The 17,220-nt window shown below is 52.0% G+C and carries 12 protein-coding genes and 1 pseudogene; 10 read left to right on the top strand and 3 right to left on the bottom strand.

All coding sequences use genetic code 11. The features are described 5' to 3' along the window. Nucleotides 1–17 precede the first annotated feature (17 nt). The 3 genes from HPC37_RS07670 to HPC37_RS07660 are packed head-to-tail and all read left to right on the top strand — an operon-like array spanning nucleotide 18 to nucleotide 2,613. Nucleotides 18–860, top strand: a complete 843-nt coding sequence (locus HPC37_RS07670; RefSeq protein WP_208122573.1) for a heme/hemin ABC transporter substrate-binding protein — start codon at nucleotides 18–20, stop codon at nucleotides 858–860. Continuing rightward, a complete protein-coding gene (locus tag HPC37_RS07665) occupies nucleotides 857–1,867 on the top strand; it encodes a FecCD family ABC transporter permease (RefSeq protein ID WP_235961614.1) in 1,011 nt (336 codons plus the stop codon). Before HPC37_RS07670 ends, HPC37_RS07665 begins: the two co-directional genes overlap by 4 nt. Continuing rightward, the gene (locus HPC37_RS07660) at nucleotides 1,867–2,613 is read left to right on the top strand and encodes an ATP-binding cassette domain-containing protein (RefSeq protein WP_208122572.1); all 747 of its coding nucleotides are present in this window, start codon (nucleotides 1,867–1,869) and stop codon (nucleotides 2,611–2,613) included. Before HPC37_RS07665 ends, HPC37_RS07660 begins: the two co-directional genes overlap by 1 nt. Before the next feature lie 45 nt (nucleotides 2,614–2,658). Here the strand turns inward: HPC37_RS07660 and HPC37_RS07655 are convergent, their stop codons facing one another. Next, nucleotides 2,659–3,945 (bottom strand): citrate synthase, encoded by a 1,287-nt coding sequence (locus HPC37_RS07655; protein ID WP_208122571.1) that lies wholly within the window; start codon nucleotides 3,943–3,945, stop codon nucleotides 2,659–2,661. Nucleotides 3,946–4,257: 312 nt separating this feature from the next. Between HPC37_RS07655 and sucA the strand changes: the two genes are divergently transcribed. From sucA to HPC37_RS07630, 5 genes are all read left to right on the top strand, one after another. Beyond that, on the top strand, nucleotides 4,258–7,068 hold the full coding sequence (gene sucA / locus HPC37_RS07650) for a 2-oxoglutarate dehydrogenase E1 component (protein WP_208122570.1): 2,811 nt from the start codon (nucleotides 4,258–4,260) through the stop codon (nucleotides 7,066–7,068). 28 nt (nucleotides 7,069–7,096) lie between these two features. Then, nucleotides 7,097–8,308 carry a 2-oxoglutarate dehydrogenase complex dihydrolipoyllysine-residue succinyltransferase gene (gene odhB, locus HPC37_RS07645; RefSeq protein WP_208122569.1) on the top strand — a complete coding sequence of 404 codons (1,212 nt, stop codon included), beginning with the start codon at nucleotides 7,097–7,099 and terminating at the stop codon, nucleotides 8,306–8,308. Nucleotides 8,309–8,375: 67 nt separating this feature from the next. Next, on the top strand, nucleotides 8,376–9,542 hold the full coding sequence (sucC, locus tag HPC37_RS07640; RefSeq protein ID WP_208122568.1) for an ADP-forming succinate--CoA ligase subunit beta: 1,167 nt from the start codon (nucleotides 8,376–8,378) through the stop codon (nucleotides 9,540–9,542). Further along, complete coding sequence (gene sucD / locus HPC37_RS07635; protein ID WP_208122567.1) at nucleotides 9,542–10,411, top strand: succinate--CoA ligase subunit alpha; 870 nt, start codon at nucleotides 9,542–9,544, stop codon at nucleotides 10,409–10,411. The genes sucC and sucD overlap by 1 nt, the downstream gene beginning before the upstream one ends. Nucleotides 10,412–10,513: 102 nt before the next feature. Then, on the top strand, nucleotides 10,514–11,779 hold the full coding sequence (locus tag HPC37_RS07630) for an O-acetylhomoserine aminocarboxypropyltransferase/cysteine synthase family protein (protein ID WP_208122566.1): 1,266 nt from the start codon (nucleotides 10,514–10,516) through the stop codon (nucleotides 11,777–11,779). A 57-nt stretch (nucleotides 11,780–11,836) separates the two neighbouring features. Here the strand turns inward: HPC37_RS07630 and HPC37_RS07625 are convergent, their stop codons facing one another. Continuing rightward, nucleotides 11,837–12,571 (bottom strand): carbohydrate-binding family 9-like protein, encoded by a 735-nt coding sequence (locus tag HPC37_RS07625; RefSeq protein WP_208122565.1) that lies wholly within the window; start codon nucleotides 12,569–12,571, stop codon nucleotides 11,837–11,839. Nucleotides 12,572–12,615: 44 nt separating this feature from the next. Beyond that, complete coding sequence (locus HPC37_RS07620; protein WP_208122564.1) at nucleotides 12,616–15,630, bottom strand: chondroitinase family polysaccharide lyase; 3,015 nt, start codon at nucleotides 15,628–15,630, stop codon at nucleotides 12,616–12,618. A gap of 302 nt (nucleotides 15,631–15,932) precedes the next feature. Between HPC37_RS07620 and HPC37_RS10965 the strand changes: the two genes are divergently transcribed. Both HPC37_RS10965 and HPC37_RS10955 read left to right on the top strand, forming a co-directional pair. Then, complete coding sequence (locus HPC37_RS10965; RefSeq protein ID WP_235961611.1) at nucleotides 15,933–16,418, top strand: site-specific DNA-methyltransferase; 486 nt, start codon at nucleotides 15,933–15,935, stop codon at nucleotides 16,416–16,418. A 199-nt stretch (nucleotides 16,419–16,617) separates the two neighbouring features. Beyond that, nucleotides 16,618–17,220 (top strand): annotated as a pseudogene (locus HPC37_RS10955) (DNA methyltransferase); the annotation flags it as partial.

Genomic DNA, 17,220 nt, shown 5'->3' with positions numbered 1-17,220 from the left:
CACTTTAAGGAGCAACCATGAAAAATTTACTAACCGTACTTTTGATGTTGGCGGTTTCCGCTGGCGCAGTGGCGCACGAAGCACAGCGAGTGGTGTCGGTGGGCTTTGGGGTAACGCAGTTGATTGATGCGCTTGGCGCTGGCGAGGAGATTGTGGCGGTGGATTCCACCAGCAAGGCCTTTGCCAAGGCGCGCAATTTGCCGGTGCTGGGCTATCAGCGCAAGCTTGCCGCGGAGGGGATTATCGCGCTGAAACCGACAGTGGTGATTGGCAGTGAGGAGATGGGGCCTGAGGTGGTGCTGTCGCAACTCAAGCAAGCGGGCATTGCGGTGGTGGTGCTCGATGGCGCGCAGCACAATGTGTCAGACCTCAGCGCGCACATTCGCACCTTGGGCGAGCAGCTTGATAAAAAATCACAAAGTGCGGTTTTGCTAGACCAAGTGGCGCAGCAACAAGCGCAATTAGCCCGCGGCAAGCAAGGCGGGCAACGCGCGGTGTTCCTCTTTTTAGGCGAAAAGGGCGCGCTGTTTGCCGGCGGCGATGCCACCACGGCCAATGGCATGTTTGAGCTCATTGGGCTGAGCAACATCGCCAAAGGCAAGACGAATTATTACCCCTACGGCATTGAAACCTTGATTGCCGAGCAGCCGAAAGTGGTGCTGATTTCAGAGCGCAGCCTAGCGCAGGATCTCAACGGCATTTTGACGAAATACCCGTTTTTGAGCCAATTGAAAGCAACGCAAAATCAATGCATTTTCACCGTCAACGGCCAAGCGCTGCTCGGTGGCTTTAACTTAAGCTCACTGGCAGAAAGCGTGCGGCTGCAACGAGCGATTGCGCAAAACCCTGCTTGCCGATGATGAAGCTGCTCTCCCCACTCGCCTTTGGGTTGATGACCACCGCGCTGCTGCTGGCCTTGAGCCTGCTGTCATTAAGCACGGGCGCGGTGAAGCTCGATGTTGCTCAACTGGCGAGCGCACTTTTGGGCCAAGGTGATGAGGCCACGGTGTTTATTTTGCAGCAATTGCGCCTGCCGCGCACGCTCAACGCACTGGCTATTGGGGCGATTTTGGGCTGCTCGGGTGCGGTGCTGCAAGGGCTTTTTCGCAACCCTTTGGCTGACCCTGGCATCATCGGCGTGAGCGCGGGCGCTGCACTCGGGGCTGGCATTGCCATTGTGCTGCTGCCGGCCTCCCTTTTTGGCGTGCAGCTTGGCATCACCTCGGTGTTTGCCTTTGTGGGCAGTTTGCTGATCACCTTGTTTGTGTATCGCTTAGGCCAAACGCAATACGGCTCGCAAATGACGCTGATGCTGCTCGGCGGAATTGCCATTGGCTCGATTGCCTTTGCGCTGCTCGGCTTGTTGCAGTACATCGCCGACGACCGCGCACTGCGCGATCTCACCACCTGGCAGCTAGGCTCACTGGCGCAAAGCAATTATTGGCACGTGTTGCTGACATGGCTGGTGCTCGCCATTGTGTTGCTGCGCTTTCGCCGCCTGGCGCATGCGCTCAATGCGCTGTTGCTGGGAGATATTGAGGCGCAGCATTTGGGCGTGAATATTGAGCGCGTTAAGCGCCAGTGCATCTTTTTCACCGCGCTGGCCATTGGCATGGCGGTGGCGGTGGCGGGGATCATCGGCTTTGTTGGGCTGGTGGTGCCGCACATTTGTCGCGGCCTGCTTGGCGCCAATCACAAAGTGCTGATCCCGGCCAGCAGCTTGATGGGTGCGGTGTTGTTATTGTTTGCCGACATTCTCGCGCGCGCCATTGCGCCACCGGCAGAAGTGCCGATTGGCATCATCACCGCACTTTTAGGTGCGCCGTTTTTCATCGCGTTGTTGCTCAAGTTAAAAGGAAAAGTCTAATGCTTAAGCTCAATCAGGTGTCAGCTGAAGTAAGCGGCAAAATGTTGCTCTCGCCACTGAGTGTCACACTCGACGCCCCCTGCTGTGTGGGCATTATTGGCGCCAATGGCGCGGGCAAATCAACGCTGCTGAAAACCATTGGGCAAAACATCGCTCATAAAGGGGAAATCACCTGGCGTGAGATGGCGTTGAGCAAAATGAATGAAGCGCAACGCGCGCAGCACATGGCGTTTATGCCGCAACATAGCCAGATGGCGTTTGCGTTGAGCGTGCAAGAGATTGTCGAAATGGGCGTGATGATGCACCCCAGGGTGAAAAACAAAAGTGCGGTGGTAGACCATGCCTTGGCGCAATTTGAGATAACCGCACTTAAGCAGCAAAACTACCTGCACCTCTCCGGTGGGGAAAAACAACGGGTGCACGCCGCACGGGTGTGGGCGCAAATTCAAGGGAGCCACACGCCGAAATTAGTGCTGCTGGATGAGCCCACCAGCGCGCTGGATCTCAAACATCAGCACCACTTCCTCACCCTCACGCAAGCGTTGGCGAAAACCCACGTAGTGTTGATCGTGCTGCATGATCTCAACCTCGTTAGCCGTTATTGCGACAAACTCTTGCTACTGCGCCGTGGTGAGTTGGTCGGCTTGGGTGAAACCAAAGCGTTGATGACGGCGCAGACGATCCACGCGCTTTACGACTACCGCGCCGAGGTGTTTGAGCACAACAATCGCATTCACATCAGCTAAAAAAACCGCACTTTAACGTGCGGTTTTTATCAAAGTGCGGTTAGATTAGGATTTATCCAACGGGGTGAACTCGCGTTTTTCATGCCCCACATAGACTTGGCGTGGGCGCACGATGCGGATCGCGCCGTCGTTGTACATTTCCTTCCAGTGCGCAATCCAGCCGACGGTACGCGCAAGCGCAAACATCACGGTGAACATCGACACTGGGATGCCGATCGCTTTGAGAATGATGCCGGAGTAGAAGTCCACGTTCGGGTAGAGTTTGTGATCTTTAAAATACGGATCGCTCAATGCAATGCGCTCAAGCTCCATCGCCACGTCGAGCAGTGGGTTTTGCACGTTGAGCTCTTTGAGCACTTCGTGACAGGTTTTGCGCATCACTTTGGCGCGTGGATCGTAGTTTTTGTACACGCGGTGGCCAAAGCCCATCAAACGGAATGGGTCGTTTTTGTCTTTCGCTTTGGCGATGTATTCCGGGATGCGATCAACGGTGCCGATCTCTTCAAGCATGTTAATGCACGCCTCGTTCGCGCCGCCGTGTGCTGGCCCCCACAGTGACGCGATGCCCGCAGCAATACAGGCAAATGGGTTCGCGCCTGATGACGCAGCGGTGCGCACGGTGGAGGTGGAGGCGTTTTGCTCGTGGTCGGCATGGAGAATAAAGATGCGATCCATCGCCTTTTCCAACACAGGGTTGACCACATACGGCTCGCATGGGGTGGCAAACATCATATACAAGAAGTTGCCCGAGAAGGACAAATGACGTTGTGGGTACATAAACGGCTGGCCGATGGAATATTTATAACACATCGCCGCCAGCGTTGGCATTTTCGCCAGCAGGCGATACGCCGTCAGCTCACGGTGATACGGATTAGCCACATCGGTGGAGTCATGGTAGAACGCCGCCAGCGCGCCGCTGACCCCACACATGATCGCCATCGGGTGAGAATCTCGACGGAAGCCGTGGAAGAAGCGCGAGATTTGCTCGTGCACCAGTTCATGTTTTTTCACGCGGTTGCTAAAGGCGATGTATTGCTCCTTGGTTGGGCGCTCGCCGAACAGCAACAAATAGGACACTTCAAGGTAGTCAGCGTGCTCGGCCAGCTCCTCAATTGGGTAGCCACGATGGAGCAACATGCCCTGCTCGCCGTCGATGTAGGTGATTTGCGATTTGCACGACGCGGTGGACATAAACCCAGGGTCAAAGGTGAACAGTTGATTTTTCACCAATGGCTGCACGTCAACGGCATCATAACCCAGTGAGCCTTGTTCCACGTTAAGCTCAAATTGACGACCATCACTAATAGACAGCGTTGCTTTCAGTTCTGACATACTTACTCCTTTGTTATTGTCCTGTTAACCACAAGGTGCAGCAAAAACCGCACTTTTGCCCAACAAATAAGGGGGCTTTTTTATTAACCTGCTAACAATTTAGCCCTTTATCATCAAAAATTAAAGCCTGAAATGATTAATTTGTTACTTTTTTGTAAAAAATTCTAGGCTCGTCACATTATAAAAAAAATTTTTAGGTATAATTTCACCATTGATGACAACTTGCGTTATATTTTTAACACACAGCCGTGTGTTAGAAGATAATTAGCGGTACACTAACCCCGAATCGTGGATAGAAAAAGGTCTAAATTTATGCAACAAAATCATGCCATGCAAGACTGGATTGACACCAGCGCCTTAGGTGGTGCCAATCAAAGTTACATTGAGCAACTCTATGAAGATTACCTAAACGACCCCAAAAGTATTGACAGCAGCTGGCGCGAGATTTTTGACCAATGGCCAGCGCCACAGCTGCCAGAGCAAGCACACAGCCCCGTGCGGGATTATTTTCGCGAGCTTGCGCGCGAGAACACTAACAACAAAGGCACCCTCACCATCATTGACCCAAGCGCCAGCCAGCGTTTGGTGCGCATTTTGCAATACATCAATGCCTACCGCTACCGTGGGCACCTGCGCGCCGACCTTGACCCGCTGAAAATGTGGCAGCGGTTGTCGGTGCCAAACCTCGATTATCAATTCTATGGCCTTGAAGACAAAAACCTCGATGAAGAGTTTAACATCGGGCGTTATGTTTACGACCAAGAAAACATCACCTTGCGTGAGCTGTCTGAAAAACTCCACGCCACCTACTGCGGCACCATCGGGCTGGAGTTTATGCACGTGCACAATGTGGAAATGCGCGACTGGCTGCAAAAGAAGATGGAAGCACGCATCGCCAAACCGCACTTTAGTCAAGAAGAGAAGATCACCTACTTGCAAGAGCTGACCGCCGCCGAAGGGCTTGAGCGCTATTTAGGCGCAAAATTCCCAGGTGCTAAGCGCTTTTCGCTTGAGGGCAGTGATGCGTTCATCCCATTGATGAAAGAGATCATCCGCCATGCGGGCAAATTTGGCGCGCAAGATATTGTGATGGGCATGGCCCACCGCGGGCGGCTGAATATGCTGGTTAACGTGCTGGGCAAAAAGCCTGTTGAGCTCTTTGATGAGTTTGCCGGCAAGCACAGCAATGAAGAGCGCACAGGGGATGTGAAATACCACCAAGGGTTTTCGTCTAACTTCCACACCGAATCAGGCGACGTGCATTTGTCGCTGGCGTTCAACCCATCGCACTTGGAAATTGTCAGCCCTGTTGTCATTGGCTCGGTGCGCTCACGCCAAACACGGCTCAATGATGAAACTCACGACAAAGTGCTCGGCATCACTGTGCATGGTGACTCCGCCGTGACCGGCCAAGGCATTGTGCAAGAAACCTTGAATATGTCTGCCACCCGTGGCTACACCATTGGCGGCACCATTCGCGTTGTGATCAACAACCGCATTGGTTTCACCACCTCTTATCGTGGCGACACCCGCTCAACCGAATACTGCACGGATATTGCCAAAATGGTGGATGCGCCGGTGATTCACGTCAACGGCGACGACCCTGAAGCGGTGGTATATGCCGCGCGCATGGCGGTGGAGTTCCGCGCCAAATTTAAACGCGATATCTTCATTGATTTGGTCTCTTATCGCCGCCATGGCCACAATGAGGCTGATGAGCCGTCTGCCACGCAGCCGATGATGTATAAAGCCATCAAAAAACACCCAACCCCGCGCAAAGTCTATGCCGACCGCCTAGTGGCTGAAAACGTGGTTAGCGACGATCAAACTTTTGAGATGGTCAATGAATACCGCGACGCGCTGGATAACGGTGAGCGCGTGGTGAAAGAGTGGCGCGAGATTGACCGCACTTCACTCACCTGGCTGCCGTATCTCAACCACGATTGGACGGCGGCCTTTGATAGCACGTTCGACAAAGAGCGCTTTATGCAGCTGGCGAAAAAAGTGTGCATGTATCCGCAAGAGCACAAATTGCACAACCGCGTGAAAAAAATCTATCAAGACCGCGAGCTGATGGCCGCGGGCGAAAAACCGCTCGACTGGGGCATGGCAGAGATCATGGCCTACGCCACCTTGCTTGACGATGGCAACGCCATTCGCCTCTCGGGTGAAGACTCAGGCCGTGGCACCTTCTTCCACCGCCACGCGGTGATGCACAATCAAGAAGATGGCACCTATTACATCCCGTTGCAGCACTTGCACCAACAACAAGGCCGCTTTGAGGTGTGGGATTCCGTGCTGTCAGAAGAGGCGGTGCTGGCTTATGAATACGGCTACGCCACCTCGGATCCGAAAACTCTGGTGATTTGGGAGGCGCAATTTGGTGATTTTGCCAACGTGGCACAAGTGGTGATTGACCAGTTCATCAGCTCAGGCGAGCAAAAATGGGGCCGGATGTGCGGCTTGACCATGCTGTTACCACACGGCTATGAAGGCCAAGGCCCTGAGCACTCCTCTGCCCGTTTAGAGCGTTATTTGCAGCTGTGCGCTGAGCAAAATATTCAAGTGTGCGTGCCGTCAACCCCTGCGCAGGTTTATCACATGCTGCGCCGGCAAATGCTGCGCCCAATGCGCCGGCCACTGATTGCGCTGACACCAAAATCACTGCTGCGCCACCCGCTGGCTATCTCTGAGATGGATGAGTTGCTCAACGGCACCTTCCAGCCGGTGTTGCCAGAGGTGGACGCGCTCGATCCAACCGCGGTGAAACGCGTGGTGCTGTGCGCGGGCAAAGTGTATTACGACTTGTTGGAAAAACGCCGCGAAAAAGGCCAAGACAACGTGGCCATCATCCGTATTGAGCAGCTCTACCCTTACCCAACCCAAGAGGTGCAAGCGGTGTTGGCGCAATACCAACACGTGAAAGATTTTATCTGGTGTCAAGAAGAGCCGCTTAACCAAGGGGCTTGGTATTGTAGCCAGCACAACTTCCGCACATCACTGCCTGATGGCGCAAGTTTAAATTATGTAGGGCGAGCGGCATCAGCTTCTCCTGCAACAGGCTTTGCATCACTGCATAATGCGCAACAAAAAGCATTAGTTGAGCAAGCGTTGAATGTGTAACCGAATGACTGTTATTAAGGATTAAACAATGAGCACTATTGAGATTTTAACCCCTGTATTACCTGAATCCGTTGCTGATGCCACCGTTGCCACCTGGCACAAAAAAGTGGGCGACAGCGTCTCGCGCGATGAGATCATCGTTGAAATTGAAACCGACAAAGTGGTGCTGGAAGTGCCTGCCACCGCTGATGGCGTAATTGAAAGCATTGCCGAAGATGAAGGCGCAACCGTCACCAGCAGCCAAGTGCTGGGCAAACTCAGCCCACAATCGGCCGCCGGCACCCAAACCAACGCCAAAGTGGAAAGCAGTGAGGCCACCCCAGCGCAACGCCACGGCGGCGCGATTGAAGAAGACGCCAGCAACGACAGCATCAGCCCGTCTGTTCGCCGCTTGTTGGCTGAACACAACCTTGACGCCAGCCAAATCAAAGGCTCTGGCGTGGGCGGCCGCATCACCCGTGAAGACGTGCAAGCCTATGTTGAAAAAAGCCAAAGTGCGGTTCATAGTGACGGCACCGATAGTTCTGTTGCGATGGCTAACCGCAGCGAAAAACGCGTGCCAATGACACGCCTGCGCAAACGTGTGGCAGAGCGCTTGCTGGAGGCGAAAAACTCCACCGCGATGCTCACCACCTTCAACGAGGTGGATATGTCACCGATTATGCAGCTGCGCAAAACCTACGGCGAGCAGTTTGAAAAACGCAACGACATCCGCCTTGGCTTTATGTCGTTTTACATTAAAGCGGTGGTTGAAGCGCTTAAACGCTACCCTGAAGTCAACGCCTCGATTGACGGCGATGACGTGGTTTATCACAACTACTTTGACATCTCGATTGCCGTGTCTACCCCGCGCGGGCTGGTGACCCCTGTGCTGAAAGACTGCGACAAACTCTCCATGGCGGAGATCGAGAAAAAGATCAAAGAGCTGGCAATTAAAGGCCGTGATGGCAAATTGACTGTAGACGAGCTCACTGGCGGCAACTTCACCATTACCAACGGTGGCGTGTTTGGCTCATTGATGTCAACCCCAATCATCAACCCACCACAAAGTGCGATTTTGGGCATGCACGCGATCAAAGAGCGCCCAGTTGCCGTCAATGGTGAGGTGGTGATTCGCCCAATGATGTATTTGGCCTTGTCTTACGATCACCGTTTGATCGACGGGCGTGAGTCGGTCGGCTTTTTGGTCACCATCAAAGAGCTGTTGGAAGACCCAACTCGCATCTTACTTGAAATCTAACTTCTTGTAGGCATAAGGTGCTTATGCCTACGTTCACTTTTGCCCTAAAACGACGAAAGGATACACTATGAATCTACACGAATATCAAAGCAAACAGCTTTTTTCGCAATATGACATCCCCGTGCCAGACGGCTACGCCTGCAAAACGGTGGACGAACTCTTTGAGGCCGCCGACAAACTCGGTGACCCGCGGCTGGTGATCAAATGCCAAGTGCACGCCGGTGGCCGCGGCAAAGCTGGCGGGGTGAAATTGGTTGAAAGCAAAGACGATATTCGTGCCTTTGCCGAGCAGTGGTTTGGCAAAAATTTAGTCACCTTTCAAACCGACAAACACGGCCAGCCGGTCAACACCATTTATCTTGAGCGCTGCTCGGCAATCGCCAAAGAGTTATACCTCAGTGCGGTGCTTGACCGCAGCCAACAGGCGATCACCTTCATGGCCTCCACCGAGGGCGGCATGGACATTGAAGAAGTGGCCGCCAAAACGCCAGAGCTGCTGCACAAAGTCAGCTTCAGCCCGCTTTATGGCGTGCAGCCCTTCCAAGCGCGCCAATTAGGCTTTGCTTTGGGGCTGAACAAAGAACAACTCAAGCAGTTCACCCACTTGATTGTGCAACTGGGCAAATTGTTTGTTGAAAAAGATCTCGCCCTGATTGAAATCAACCCGCTGGTGATTTTAGACAGTGGTGACCTGCTGTGCTTGGATGCCAAAATCATCACCGACAGCAACGCCACCTACCGCCACGCGGATTTGGACGCGTTCAACGACCCAAGCCAAGAAGATGAGCGCGAATCGTTAGCCGAAAAATGGCAGCTCAACTACGTTGCGCTTGACGGCAACATCGGTTGTATGGTCAACGGCGCGGGCTTGGCGATGGGCACCATGGACATCATCAAACTCCACGGCGGGGAGCCGGCCAACTTTTTGGATGTTGGCGGTGGCGCCACCAAAGAGCGCGTGGCCGAGGCGTTTAAAATCATTTTGTCAGACAAACACGTTAAAGCCGTGTTGGTCAACATCTTCGGTGGCATTGTGCGCTGTGATTTGATTGCCAACGGCATCATCGCGGCCGTCAACGAGGTGGGGGTGACCATTCCGGTTGTGGTGCGCCTTGAGGGCAACAACGCTGAAAACGGCCGCCAAATTTTGGCCGACAGTGGGCTTAATATCATTGCGGCAGACAGCCTCACCGATGCCGCGCAACGTGTTGTTTCAGCTGCGGAGGGCAAATAATGTCTATTTTAATTGATAAAAACACCAAAGTGATCTGCCAAGGGTTCACCGGCGGCCAAGGCACCTTCCACTCTGAGCAAGCACTGGAATACGGCACGCAGCTGGTCGGCGGCGTCTCCCCTGGCAAAGGCGGCACCACCCACTTAGGCCTGCCGGTGTTCAACACCGTGAAAGAAGCCGTGGCGCAAACAGGCGCGACCGCCAGCGTGATTTATGTGCCAGCACCAGGCTGTAAAGACGCCATTTTGGAGGCGATTGACGCGGGCATTGAGCTGGTGATTTGCATCACTGAAGGCATCCCAACGCTGGATATGCTGGCCGTGAAACAGCGCTTGAACGAAACGGGCGTGCGCATGATTGGCCCGAACTGCCCAGGTGTGATCACCCCTGATGAGTGCAAAATCGGCATTATGCCTGGCAGCATTCACCAAAAAGGCAAAGTCGGCATTGTCTCGCGCTCCGGCACACTGACCTATGAAGCGGTGAAACAAACCACCGATTGCGGCTTGGGGCAATCAAGCTGTGTCGGCATTGGTGGCGACCCAATCCCAGGCTCGAACTTTATCGACATTCTCAAACTCTTTGAGCAAGACGACGAAACCAAAGCCATTGTGCTGATTGGCGAAATCGGCGGCAGCGCTGAAGAAGAAGCCGCCGCGTTCATTAAAGAGCACGTCAGCAAGCCTGTGGTGGCCTACATTGCCGGCGTCACCGCGCCAAAAGGCAAACGCATGGGCCACGCAGGAGCTATCATCAGCGGCGGCAAAGGCACCGCCGATGACAAATTCCGCGCCCTTGAAGACGCAGGCGTGACCACCGTGCGCAGCCTGGCCGAAATTGGCCAAGCGGTGAAAAAAGTGCTTGGCTAACACCGCACTTTGATACCACAAACCGCACTTTTGCAAAGTGCGGTTTTTTCTTGCGCCAAGTTGCGCTACACTGAGAGCACTTTTCACTCAATTGGAGCATTTATGAAAGCTGAAACCATTGCCCTGCACGCGGGCTACACGCCAGAGCAAACCACCAAAGCGGTGGCTGTGCCAATTTATCAAACCGCCAGTTATGCCTTTGACAACACGCAACACGGCGCCGATTTGTTTGACCTCAAAACCCCCGGCAACATCTACACCCGCATTATGAACCCGACCACCGCGGTACTTGAGGAGCGCATTGCCCAGCTAGAAGGCGGGATTGCGGCACTGGCAGTGTCCAGCGGCATGGCGGCGATTATGTACGCCGTGGAAGCGCTGGTGGAAAGTGGTGACAACATCATCGCCAGCCGCACGCTCTATGGCGGCACTTATACCTACTTCACCCAAACCTTGAAAAAGCAAGGTGTTGAAGTGCGGTTTTTCAACCCTGATCAGCCTGACGAAATCACTGCACTGGCGGACAAACAAACCAAGCTTGTCTATTGCGAAAGCATCGGCAACCCCGCGATTAACGTGCTTGATTTGCCGCAGGTGTCAAAACTGGCACACCAATGCGGCGTGCCATTAGTGGTCGACAACACCGTGCCGTCGCCTGCGTTGTGTAACCCGCTGAAATTGGGCGCAGACATTGTGGTACATTCGTTGACCAAATACATCGGCGGCCACGGCACCACCATTGGCGGCGCGATTATTGATGGCGGCACCTTTGACTGGCGGCAAAACACGCGCTTTAGCCAATTCACCACGCCGGATCCGTCCTATCACGGCATCACTTATTGCGACTATTTTGAAAACGCCGCCTTCATTGCCTACCTGCGTGTGGTGGCACTGCGCAACTCTGGTGCGGCATTGAGCCCAATGAGCGCCTTTTTGCTGCTGCAAGGGCTGGAAACGCTAAGCCTGCGCATGGAACGCCACTGTGAAAACGCGCTGAAAGTCGCGCAATTTTTGCAACAGCACCCGCAAGTCTCGTGGGTGAACTACCCTGCGCTGGAATCGAGCGATTATCATGCCTTAATTCAGCGTGACTTTAAAGGCAAAGCCTCAGGGCTGTTGAGCTTTGGCATTAAAGGTGGGCGTGAGGCTGGCGCGCGCTTTATCGACAAGCTCAAACTCATCGTGCGCCTTGTCAATATTGGTGATGCCAAATCCCTCGCCTGCCACCCAGCCAGCACCACTCACCGCCAAATGAGCGATGACGAGCTGCGTGAGGCAGGCGTCGGCGCCGACATGGTGCGCTTGAGTGTGGGGATTGAGCATATTGATGATATTTTGGCCGATCTCAGCCAAGCGCTTGAGGTGTGACCGCACTTTGATATAAAAAAAACCGCACGGTATAGTGCGGTTTTGTTTTTGTGTGGCTTATTTTTTCGGTTCAAGCACAAATTTGCCGAACGATGAATTGATGTGGAAGTTCGGTTTTTCGGTTTGTGGGTTGACCCATGTGATCCAATCTGCGCGCTCTTTACCTTTGCCTTCAATAATGCTGAATTCAGCGCGGTAAACACCGGCTTGGATGGTGTTGTCTTTAATCAAGCCTAAGTCATTGAGCTCTTTGAGGGAGATTTGGCCTTCAAGCACATAGCCTTTGTCGGTGCGTTCGCCTTTCAGCTCAAGGGTGCTTGGGTTCCACTCAGCATTCACATTTTTTTGTGAATCACGCAGCATTGAAAGCGCACGCCCTTTGTAGTCCATCTCTAACGCCATGTATTTCGGGTAGCTGCCATCGGCGTTGGCTTGGTCAATCGCACCTGGCGCCATGAAGAGCTCAACGCGGTCTTCACGCGCTACCATCCATTCATGATCGGTTTGGTCGTAAACCACCACGTTTGGGTCCACCACGTCAAAGGCAAAATAGAGGTTTTTGTCATCGTGATAGGCTTTGAACTCGGTTGATGGCATTTTGTCTTCCACCCACGGGTTGGAGAAGTCAGTGATCGCTTTCACGTTTTTCCACACACCGTCGTCGAGTTTGCCATCCAAAGTTGGCGCTTGGTTGTTATACACCACATTGTAGCTGTCGCCAGTGTTGGCGGCATACACGTTGGCGGCCAATGCGCACGCCAGCAAAGAAAGGGTTAATGTTTTTTCATACATGCTCCTGTTGTTTCAATGTGGCAGCACGCTGCCACTGTTAGGGGTTATTTTTGCTCCGTTAAGTTGACCTGACACGGTGTGGCATCACGGGTGGTGGTGCTCAGTGTGGTATTGTCACCCGCACTTTGCACTTTCGCACAGTGTGATTCGCCCGCCAGTGCCCAGTGGCCTTTCAAAGTCACTTGTGAGGATTGCGCTTGGGATTCGCTCGCACGCCACGCGCGGGAATAAATGCTCACCTCCGCTTGTTTGCCGTTTTTCACTTGGTCGTCTTCCACACCTTGGTAGAAGGCCAAGTCAGGGTTCACGACAGACACATCGAGCGCGTTGTCGTGGGCTTTGGTCAGCACCATCACTGGGTTGTCTGCACTCAACACCACGCCGCCTTGGTTTTGCTCGGCTTTGTCGAAGAAGGCGTAGCCCTCCATGCCGGATTTGTCATCCCGCACGGCGTGCAGTTTGTCGGTGCGGGCAAGCACTTGGTAGGCTGGCTGCTGTGGCATTTTTGGTTCAACCACAATGGCATATTCATAGCCGGCGTTTTTCGGCGCTTTGCCGTGGTTGATGACCGCACTGGCAAAATTGCCTTCGGTTTCTTTGTCGTTGCGTCCGTCAACGGATTTTTGCACTTCGTAGGTCACGTCTACATTTTGGCCTTTTGGCACATAGTAGTAGTTGCCCGCAGGATCAGCCAGCGTCAACGCCTCGCCGTTAAACTGCATGGATTCACCGAGTTTGTTGATCTCGGTGCCGTTGACCAAAATTGGCTGATTGTGCGCCACTGAAGCTTGGAACAAGGTGGTTTGCGTTGGGTTTTGGCTGTCATCGTCTTGAATGTTTGACCCCAGCGCCACAATGCGGTTGTCGAACATAAAATACGATTTGTTTGCCACAAACGACTCTTGGTCATATTTGCTGTGCCCGTGGAGTTTGACGGCATACATGCTGTTGTTATCCAGCGCATTGGCGCCTGCGTAGGTTTCGGTTGACAGCAGCATCTCCTCAAGGCCAGCGGCTGGCAGCTGGTTGAGTTGCGATTTGAGTTGACGAAACGGCAATTGAATGGTGGTGGTGCCCGGGAAGCGGTTCCAGTTCCAGCCGTTGTAACTAAAGGCATATTTAGCAAAGTCAGACGGAATCAGCTCCAATTGGCCGTATTGCAAATAGCGGCCGTAGCGGTTGTTCGCCTCGTAGCTTTCGTTGCCCACCAAATAGCGGCTAAAGCCACGCGCCACGGCAAGCCAGGATTTGTTGGCGTCTTCACCGTGGCGGCGTTGCAACGCCATGGAGGCATAGTTCATCGCCCAAGCGCCTTCTGGCTCTTGAATGGCGGGCACGCCTTCAAAGGCTTTTTCGCCTTTCAGCGCGGCATAAATGCCCGCGAAGGTTTTGTTGATTTGGCTTGGGTTGTCCACTTCGCCTGCCAGTGCCATCCATTTAAATGGCGCATCGGCAATTTTGAATTTGCCGGTTGGGTGGCGGCCGCTGAGCACCACTGGGATGTTGGTGTCTTTGGTGTAAACCCACATTTTATACAGCACGTCGTCTAAGCGTTTATGCGCCGCTTTGCTGATGGCATAATCGGTGCCGCTGAGCACATAAATGGTTGGCGCCAAGCCGCTGAAGGCATCCTTGGCATAAGCGGTGTAGTGCTGTGAGTGGTGGAAAATTGAGCCATCTGGCTTGAAGCCGCCAGCCACGCCTTTGGATTGCATAATGGTTTTGCTCAACCAGCTTGACAGTTGCGTGAGCAGCTCTTCACGTTGCGCCACATCAGGGATCAGCAAAATGCTTTTCACCATCCATTGCAATTGGGTGTTGAGGATGTCCACATTGGCGGAGACAATCTCGTCATCGCTTTCAAAAATGCGCCCTGTGCCGTTGTACCACATCATCGCGCCTTGGGCTTGCTCAAGCAGGTTGTTTTGCGCCAGCAAATCACGCGCGAGGAACCAAGCATCAAACATCTCGCGGGATTGATAGCCTAAGTGGGTGATGATTTGATACCCACTGCCGCGCACAAAGCCTTGGTCGAAAATATACTGAGTGGCGAGCAAAAATTGCTGCTCAAGTTGTTGCTTGTCGGCTGTATTTAAGTTTTTCGCTTTCAGCAATTTGGCGCTTTGCAGCAAGGTTTTGCCCAAATCACGCATTTGGATTGCATCGAGATAAAAATCCTGCGCTGGTTTGTCGAACACATCGGCGTTTTTCATGAATTTTTGACGGGCCGGGAAGTCCATCATCTTGCCCACAATGTTGCCCTTGTCATCACGTTTGATGCCAAATTTGGCGTAGGCGTCGAGGTTTTCTTTCACCTTGTCGGCGCTCACGTCGGCGTCACTCACGCCCATGAATTTAGTAAATTTTTCATACAGCGCATGGGTCTTGCCTTGGTCGCTGAATTTGCCGTCAAACTTCAAGTGCGGTACGTGCTTGCTGAGCATATCATCATACATCAACAGCGCATTCCAGTTTTTGTTCACCGAGGTGTTGACTTTCGGGTTGACAAAGCGTGCTTGATAATCCGGAATTGGGTTGCGGTTATCCACCGGGATGTTGAGCATCAATTGGTCAAAAAAGAGCTTGCCCGCCTGTTTAGGTGCGCGCACCACCAAGCGATCGGCGTGCTCTGCGCCTGCGCCTGTCATGTCACGAAACGGCACCGCAATTCCGCGCCAGCCGGTGAAGTTGAGGTTGAACTCAAACGATTTCACCGCCTTGTCGCCTTGTTCAAAGGCGAATGTCAGCGGCGCATCAATCGCTTTCGGGTTATACACCCACGCCATAAAGGTGCGCGGCAGGATGTCGTCATCATTGCTCAAATCAATCGCGGTGGTCAAGGTCAGCGTGTCATCCGCGGCAAAATCCCACACCAGCGAGTGGCTGCCGTCTTTGTAGTGGGCGTCGCTCACGCTCAGCTTGCCCTGCTTGGCGCTAAACGCTGCCACGTCGTTTTGTTCAAAGGAATACGTTGGGAATTTAGCCCCCTCGGCCAGCGCCGCACTGGCGGCCAACGCACTGGCCACTAAGCAATAGGCCACGCTCAATTTTCTAGACATAACATTCTCCTGCAATATGAATCACTGAAAGCTTACGTTTACTTTCACATAGCCCATATAATAAGCAGTCGAAATAAAAAGAAAAGAAACAAAAATCAAATCTTAGAGTCAGATCACAAAAAATCGCACTTTATAAAATCAAGTTTCACAAAAAAGCAAACCGCACTTTAAAAAAGTGCGGTTTTTCTCACAAAGATTGTTTCCCCAAGCGGGTGATTATTGGGTAAAATAGAAAATTCAAATCGTTTTGCCACAGTTGCACGCAACACAAATAACCATTTTTACCATTGACAAGGGCTACCATGGAACAATCTCAACTTTTTTCAGAACTCAAGACCGCACTTAGCGGTTGTGATGGGGTGTGGGCAGATGAAGCCAAGACTGAACTTGCGCACAACCTTTTGCTCGACAAGCTCGACAAACACGACGTTGCGATTTTAACCGCACTTTTAGATAACTCAGTGCTTAAACGCCACTTTTTCACCCAAGTGGGCGACGCATGGGTGTTCAAACAGCAAGACTTTCAATTTTTCTTGTCACAGCGTAAAATAAGCCACTCCTACACTCGCTTTAAAAACCGCATTGGACTAACCGACGGCACGCGCTTTTTAAAAGACAGTACTGATATTGTGTTAGACTTTCCGTTCAAAGATTGCGTGTTGAGCGGTGGGCAAAGCTCAGAAGAACGCGAAGAGTGCTATTTTGAACGCAATTCAGGGATCGGATCGGATCGGATCGGCAACAGCCTACACGCAAAAAACGCGCAAACGTCAAGAAATTTTCTTTAATCGCATTCTCGCCTTTGATGAGCTAGACCGCCTTTTTGATCGCAAATCACTCGCCCATTTCACTCGCTACACCGCCGACGGCGCACAGACGATTGATTCTCTAAAACGCCATGATGACGGCACACTGGCTGAAAATCTCATCATTAAAGGCAACAACCTGATTGCTCTGCACTCACTCCACGCCCAATTTAAAGGTAAGGTGAAACTGATTTATATTGATCCACCCTACAACACGGGCAATGACAGTTTCAATTATAACGACAATTTCAATCACTCCACTTGGCTCACCTTTATGAAAAACCGCTTGGAAGTCGCGCGTGAATTATTGCGTGATGATGGTGTTATTTATGTTCAATTAGATTATAACGAGGTCCATTATTTAAAATTTTAATGGATGAAATTTTTGGACGAGAAAACTTTCAACGAGAGATTATTTGGAGGATCGGATGGGTTTCAGGATATAAAACATCTGTTAATAACTACATTAGAAATCACGATACAATTTTATTCTATTCTAAAAATAATAGTCAAATGTGTTTTTATAAAAAATACATTTCCAATAATGAATTTAAAGAAATCATTAAGTATGAAAAACTTAAACATCTTGTCCCTAGCAAAATACAAAACAAAGAAACACTACTAGAAATTATTAAGGAAATAAACTTCTCATGCAGACCTGATAAATACCCTATAGAAGATATATGGAATGCAAATGAATATGATGATTTAAATAGTATTGCAATTGTAAGCTTCTCAGGCGAAACAGTTTCTAAAATGTTAGGTACACAGGAACTTAAAGGAC

Source organism: Spirabiliibacterium mucosae, from assembly GCF_014884965.1.
Lineage (GTDB): Bacteria > Pseudomonadota > Gammaproteobacteria > Enterobacterales > Pasteurellaceae > Spirabiliibacterium > Spirabiliibacterium mucosae.
The sequence above is the reverse complement of the archived record's forward strand: the minus strand, read 5'-3'. Positions and strand labels throughout refer to the sequence as shown.

Bases quoted from the DNA above. Each gene is read 5' to 3' on its own strand.
- HPC37_RS07670 (WP_208122573.1), top strand. From the start codon at position 18: ATGAAAAATTTACTAACCGTACTTTTGATGTTGGCGGTTTCCGCTGGC.
- HPC37_RS07665 (WP_235961614.1), top strand. From the start codon at position 857: ATGATGAAGCTGCTCTCCCCACTCGCCTTTGGGTTGATGACCACCGCG.
- HPC37_RS07660 (WP_208122572.1), top strand. From the start codon at position 1,867: ATGCTTAAGCTCAATCAGGTGTCAGCTGAAGTAAGCGGCAAAATGTTG.
- HPC37_RS07655 (WP_208122571.1), bottom strand. From the start codon at position 3,945: ATGTCAGAACTGAAAGCAACGCTGTCTATTAGTGATGGTCGTCAATTT.
- sucA (WP_208122570.1), top strand. From the start codon at position 4,258: ATGCAACAAAATCATGCCATGCAAGACTGGATTGACACCAGCGCCTTA.
- odhB (WP_208122569.1), top strand. From the start codon at position 7,097: ATGAGCACTATTGAGATTTTAACCCCTGTATTACCTGAATCCGTTGCT.
- sucC (WP_208122568.1), top strand. From the start codon at position 8,376: ATGAATCTACACGAATATCAAAGCAAACAGCTTTTTTCGCAATATGAC.
- sucD (WP_208122567.1), top strand. From the start codon at position 9,542: ATGTCTATTTTAATTGATAAAAACACCAAAGTGATCTGCCAAGGGTTC.
- HPC37_RS07630 (WP_208122566.1), top strand. From the start codon at position 10,514: ATGAAAGCTGAAACCATTGCCCTGCACGCGGGCTACACGCCAGAGCAA.
- HPC37_RS07625 (WP_208122565.1), bottom strand. From the start codon at position 12,571: ATGTATGAAAAAACATTAACCCTTTCTTTGCTGGCGTGCGCATTGGCC.
- HPC37_RS07620 (WP_208122564.1), bottom strand. From the start codon at position 15,630: ATGTCTAGAAAATTGAGCGTGGCCTATTGCTTAGTGGCCAGTGCGTTG.
- HPC37_RS10965 (WP_235961611.1), top strand. From the start codon at position 15,933: ATGGAACAATCTCAACTTTTTTCAGAACTCAAGACCGCACTTAGCGGT.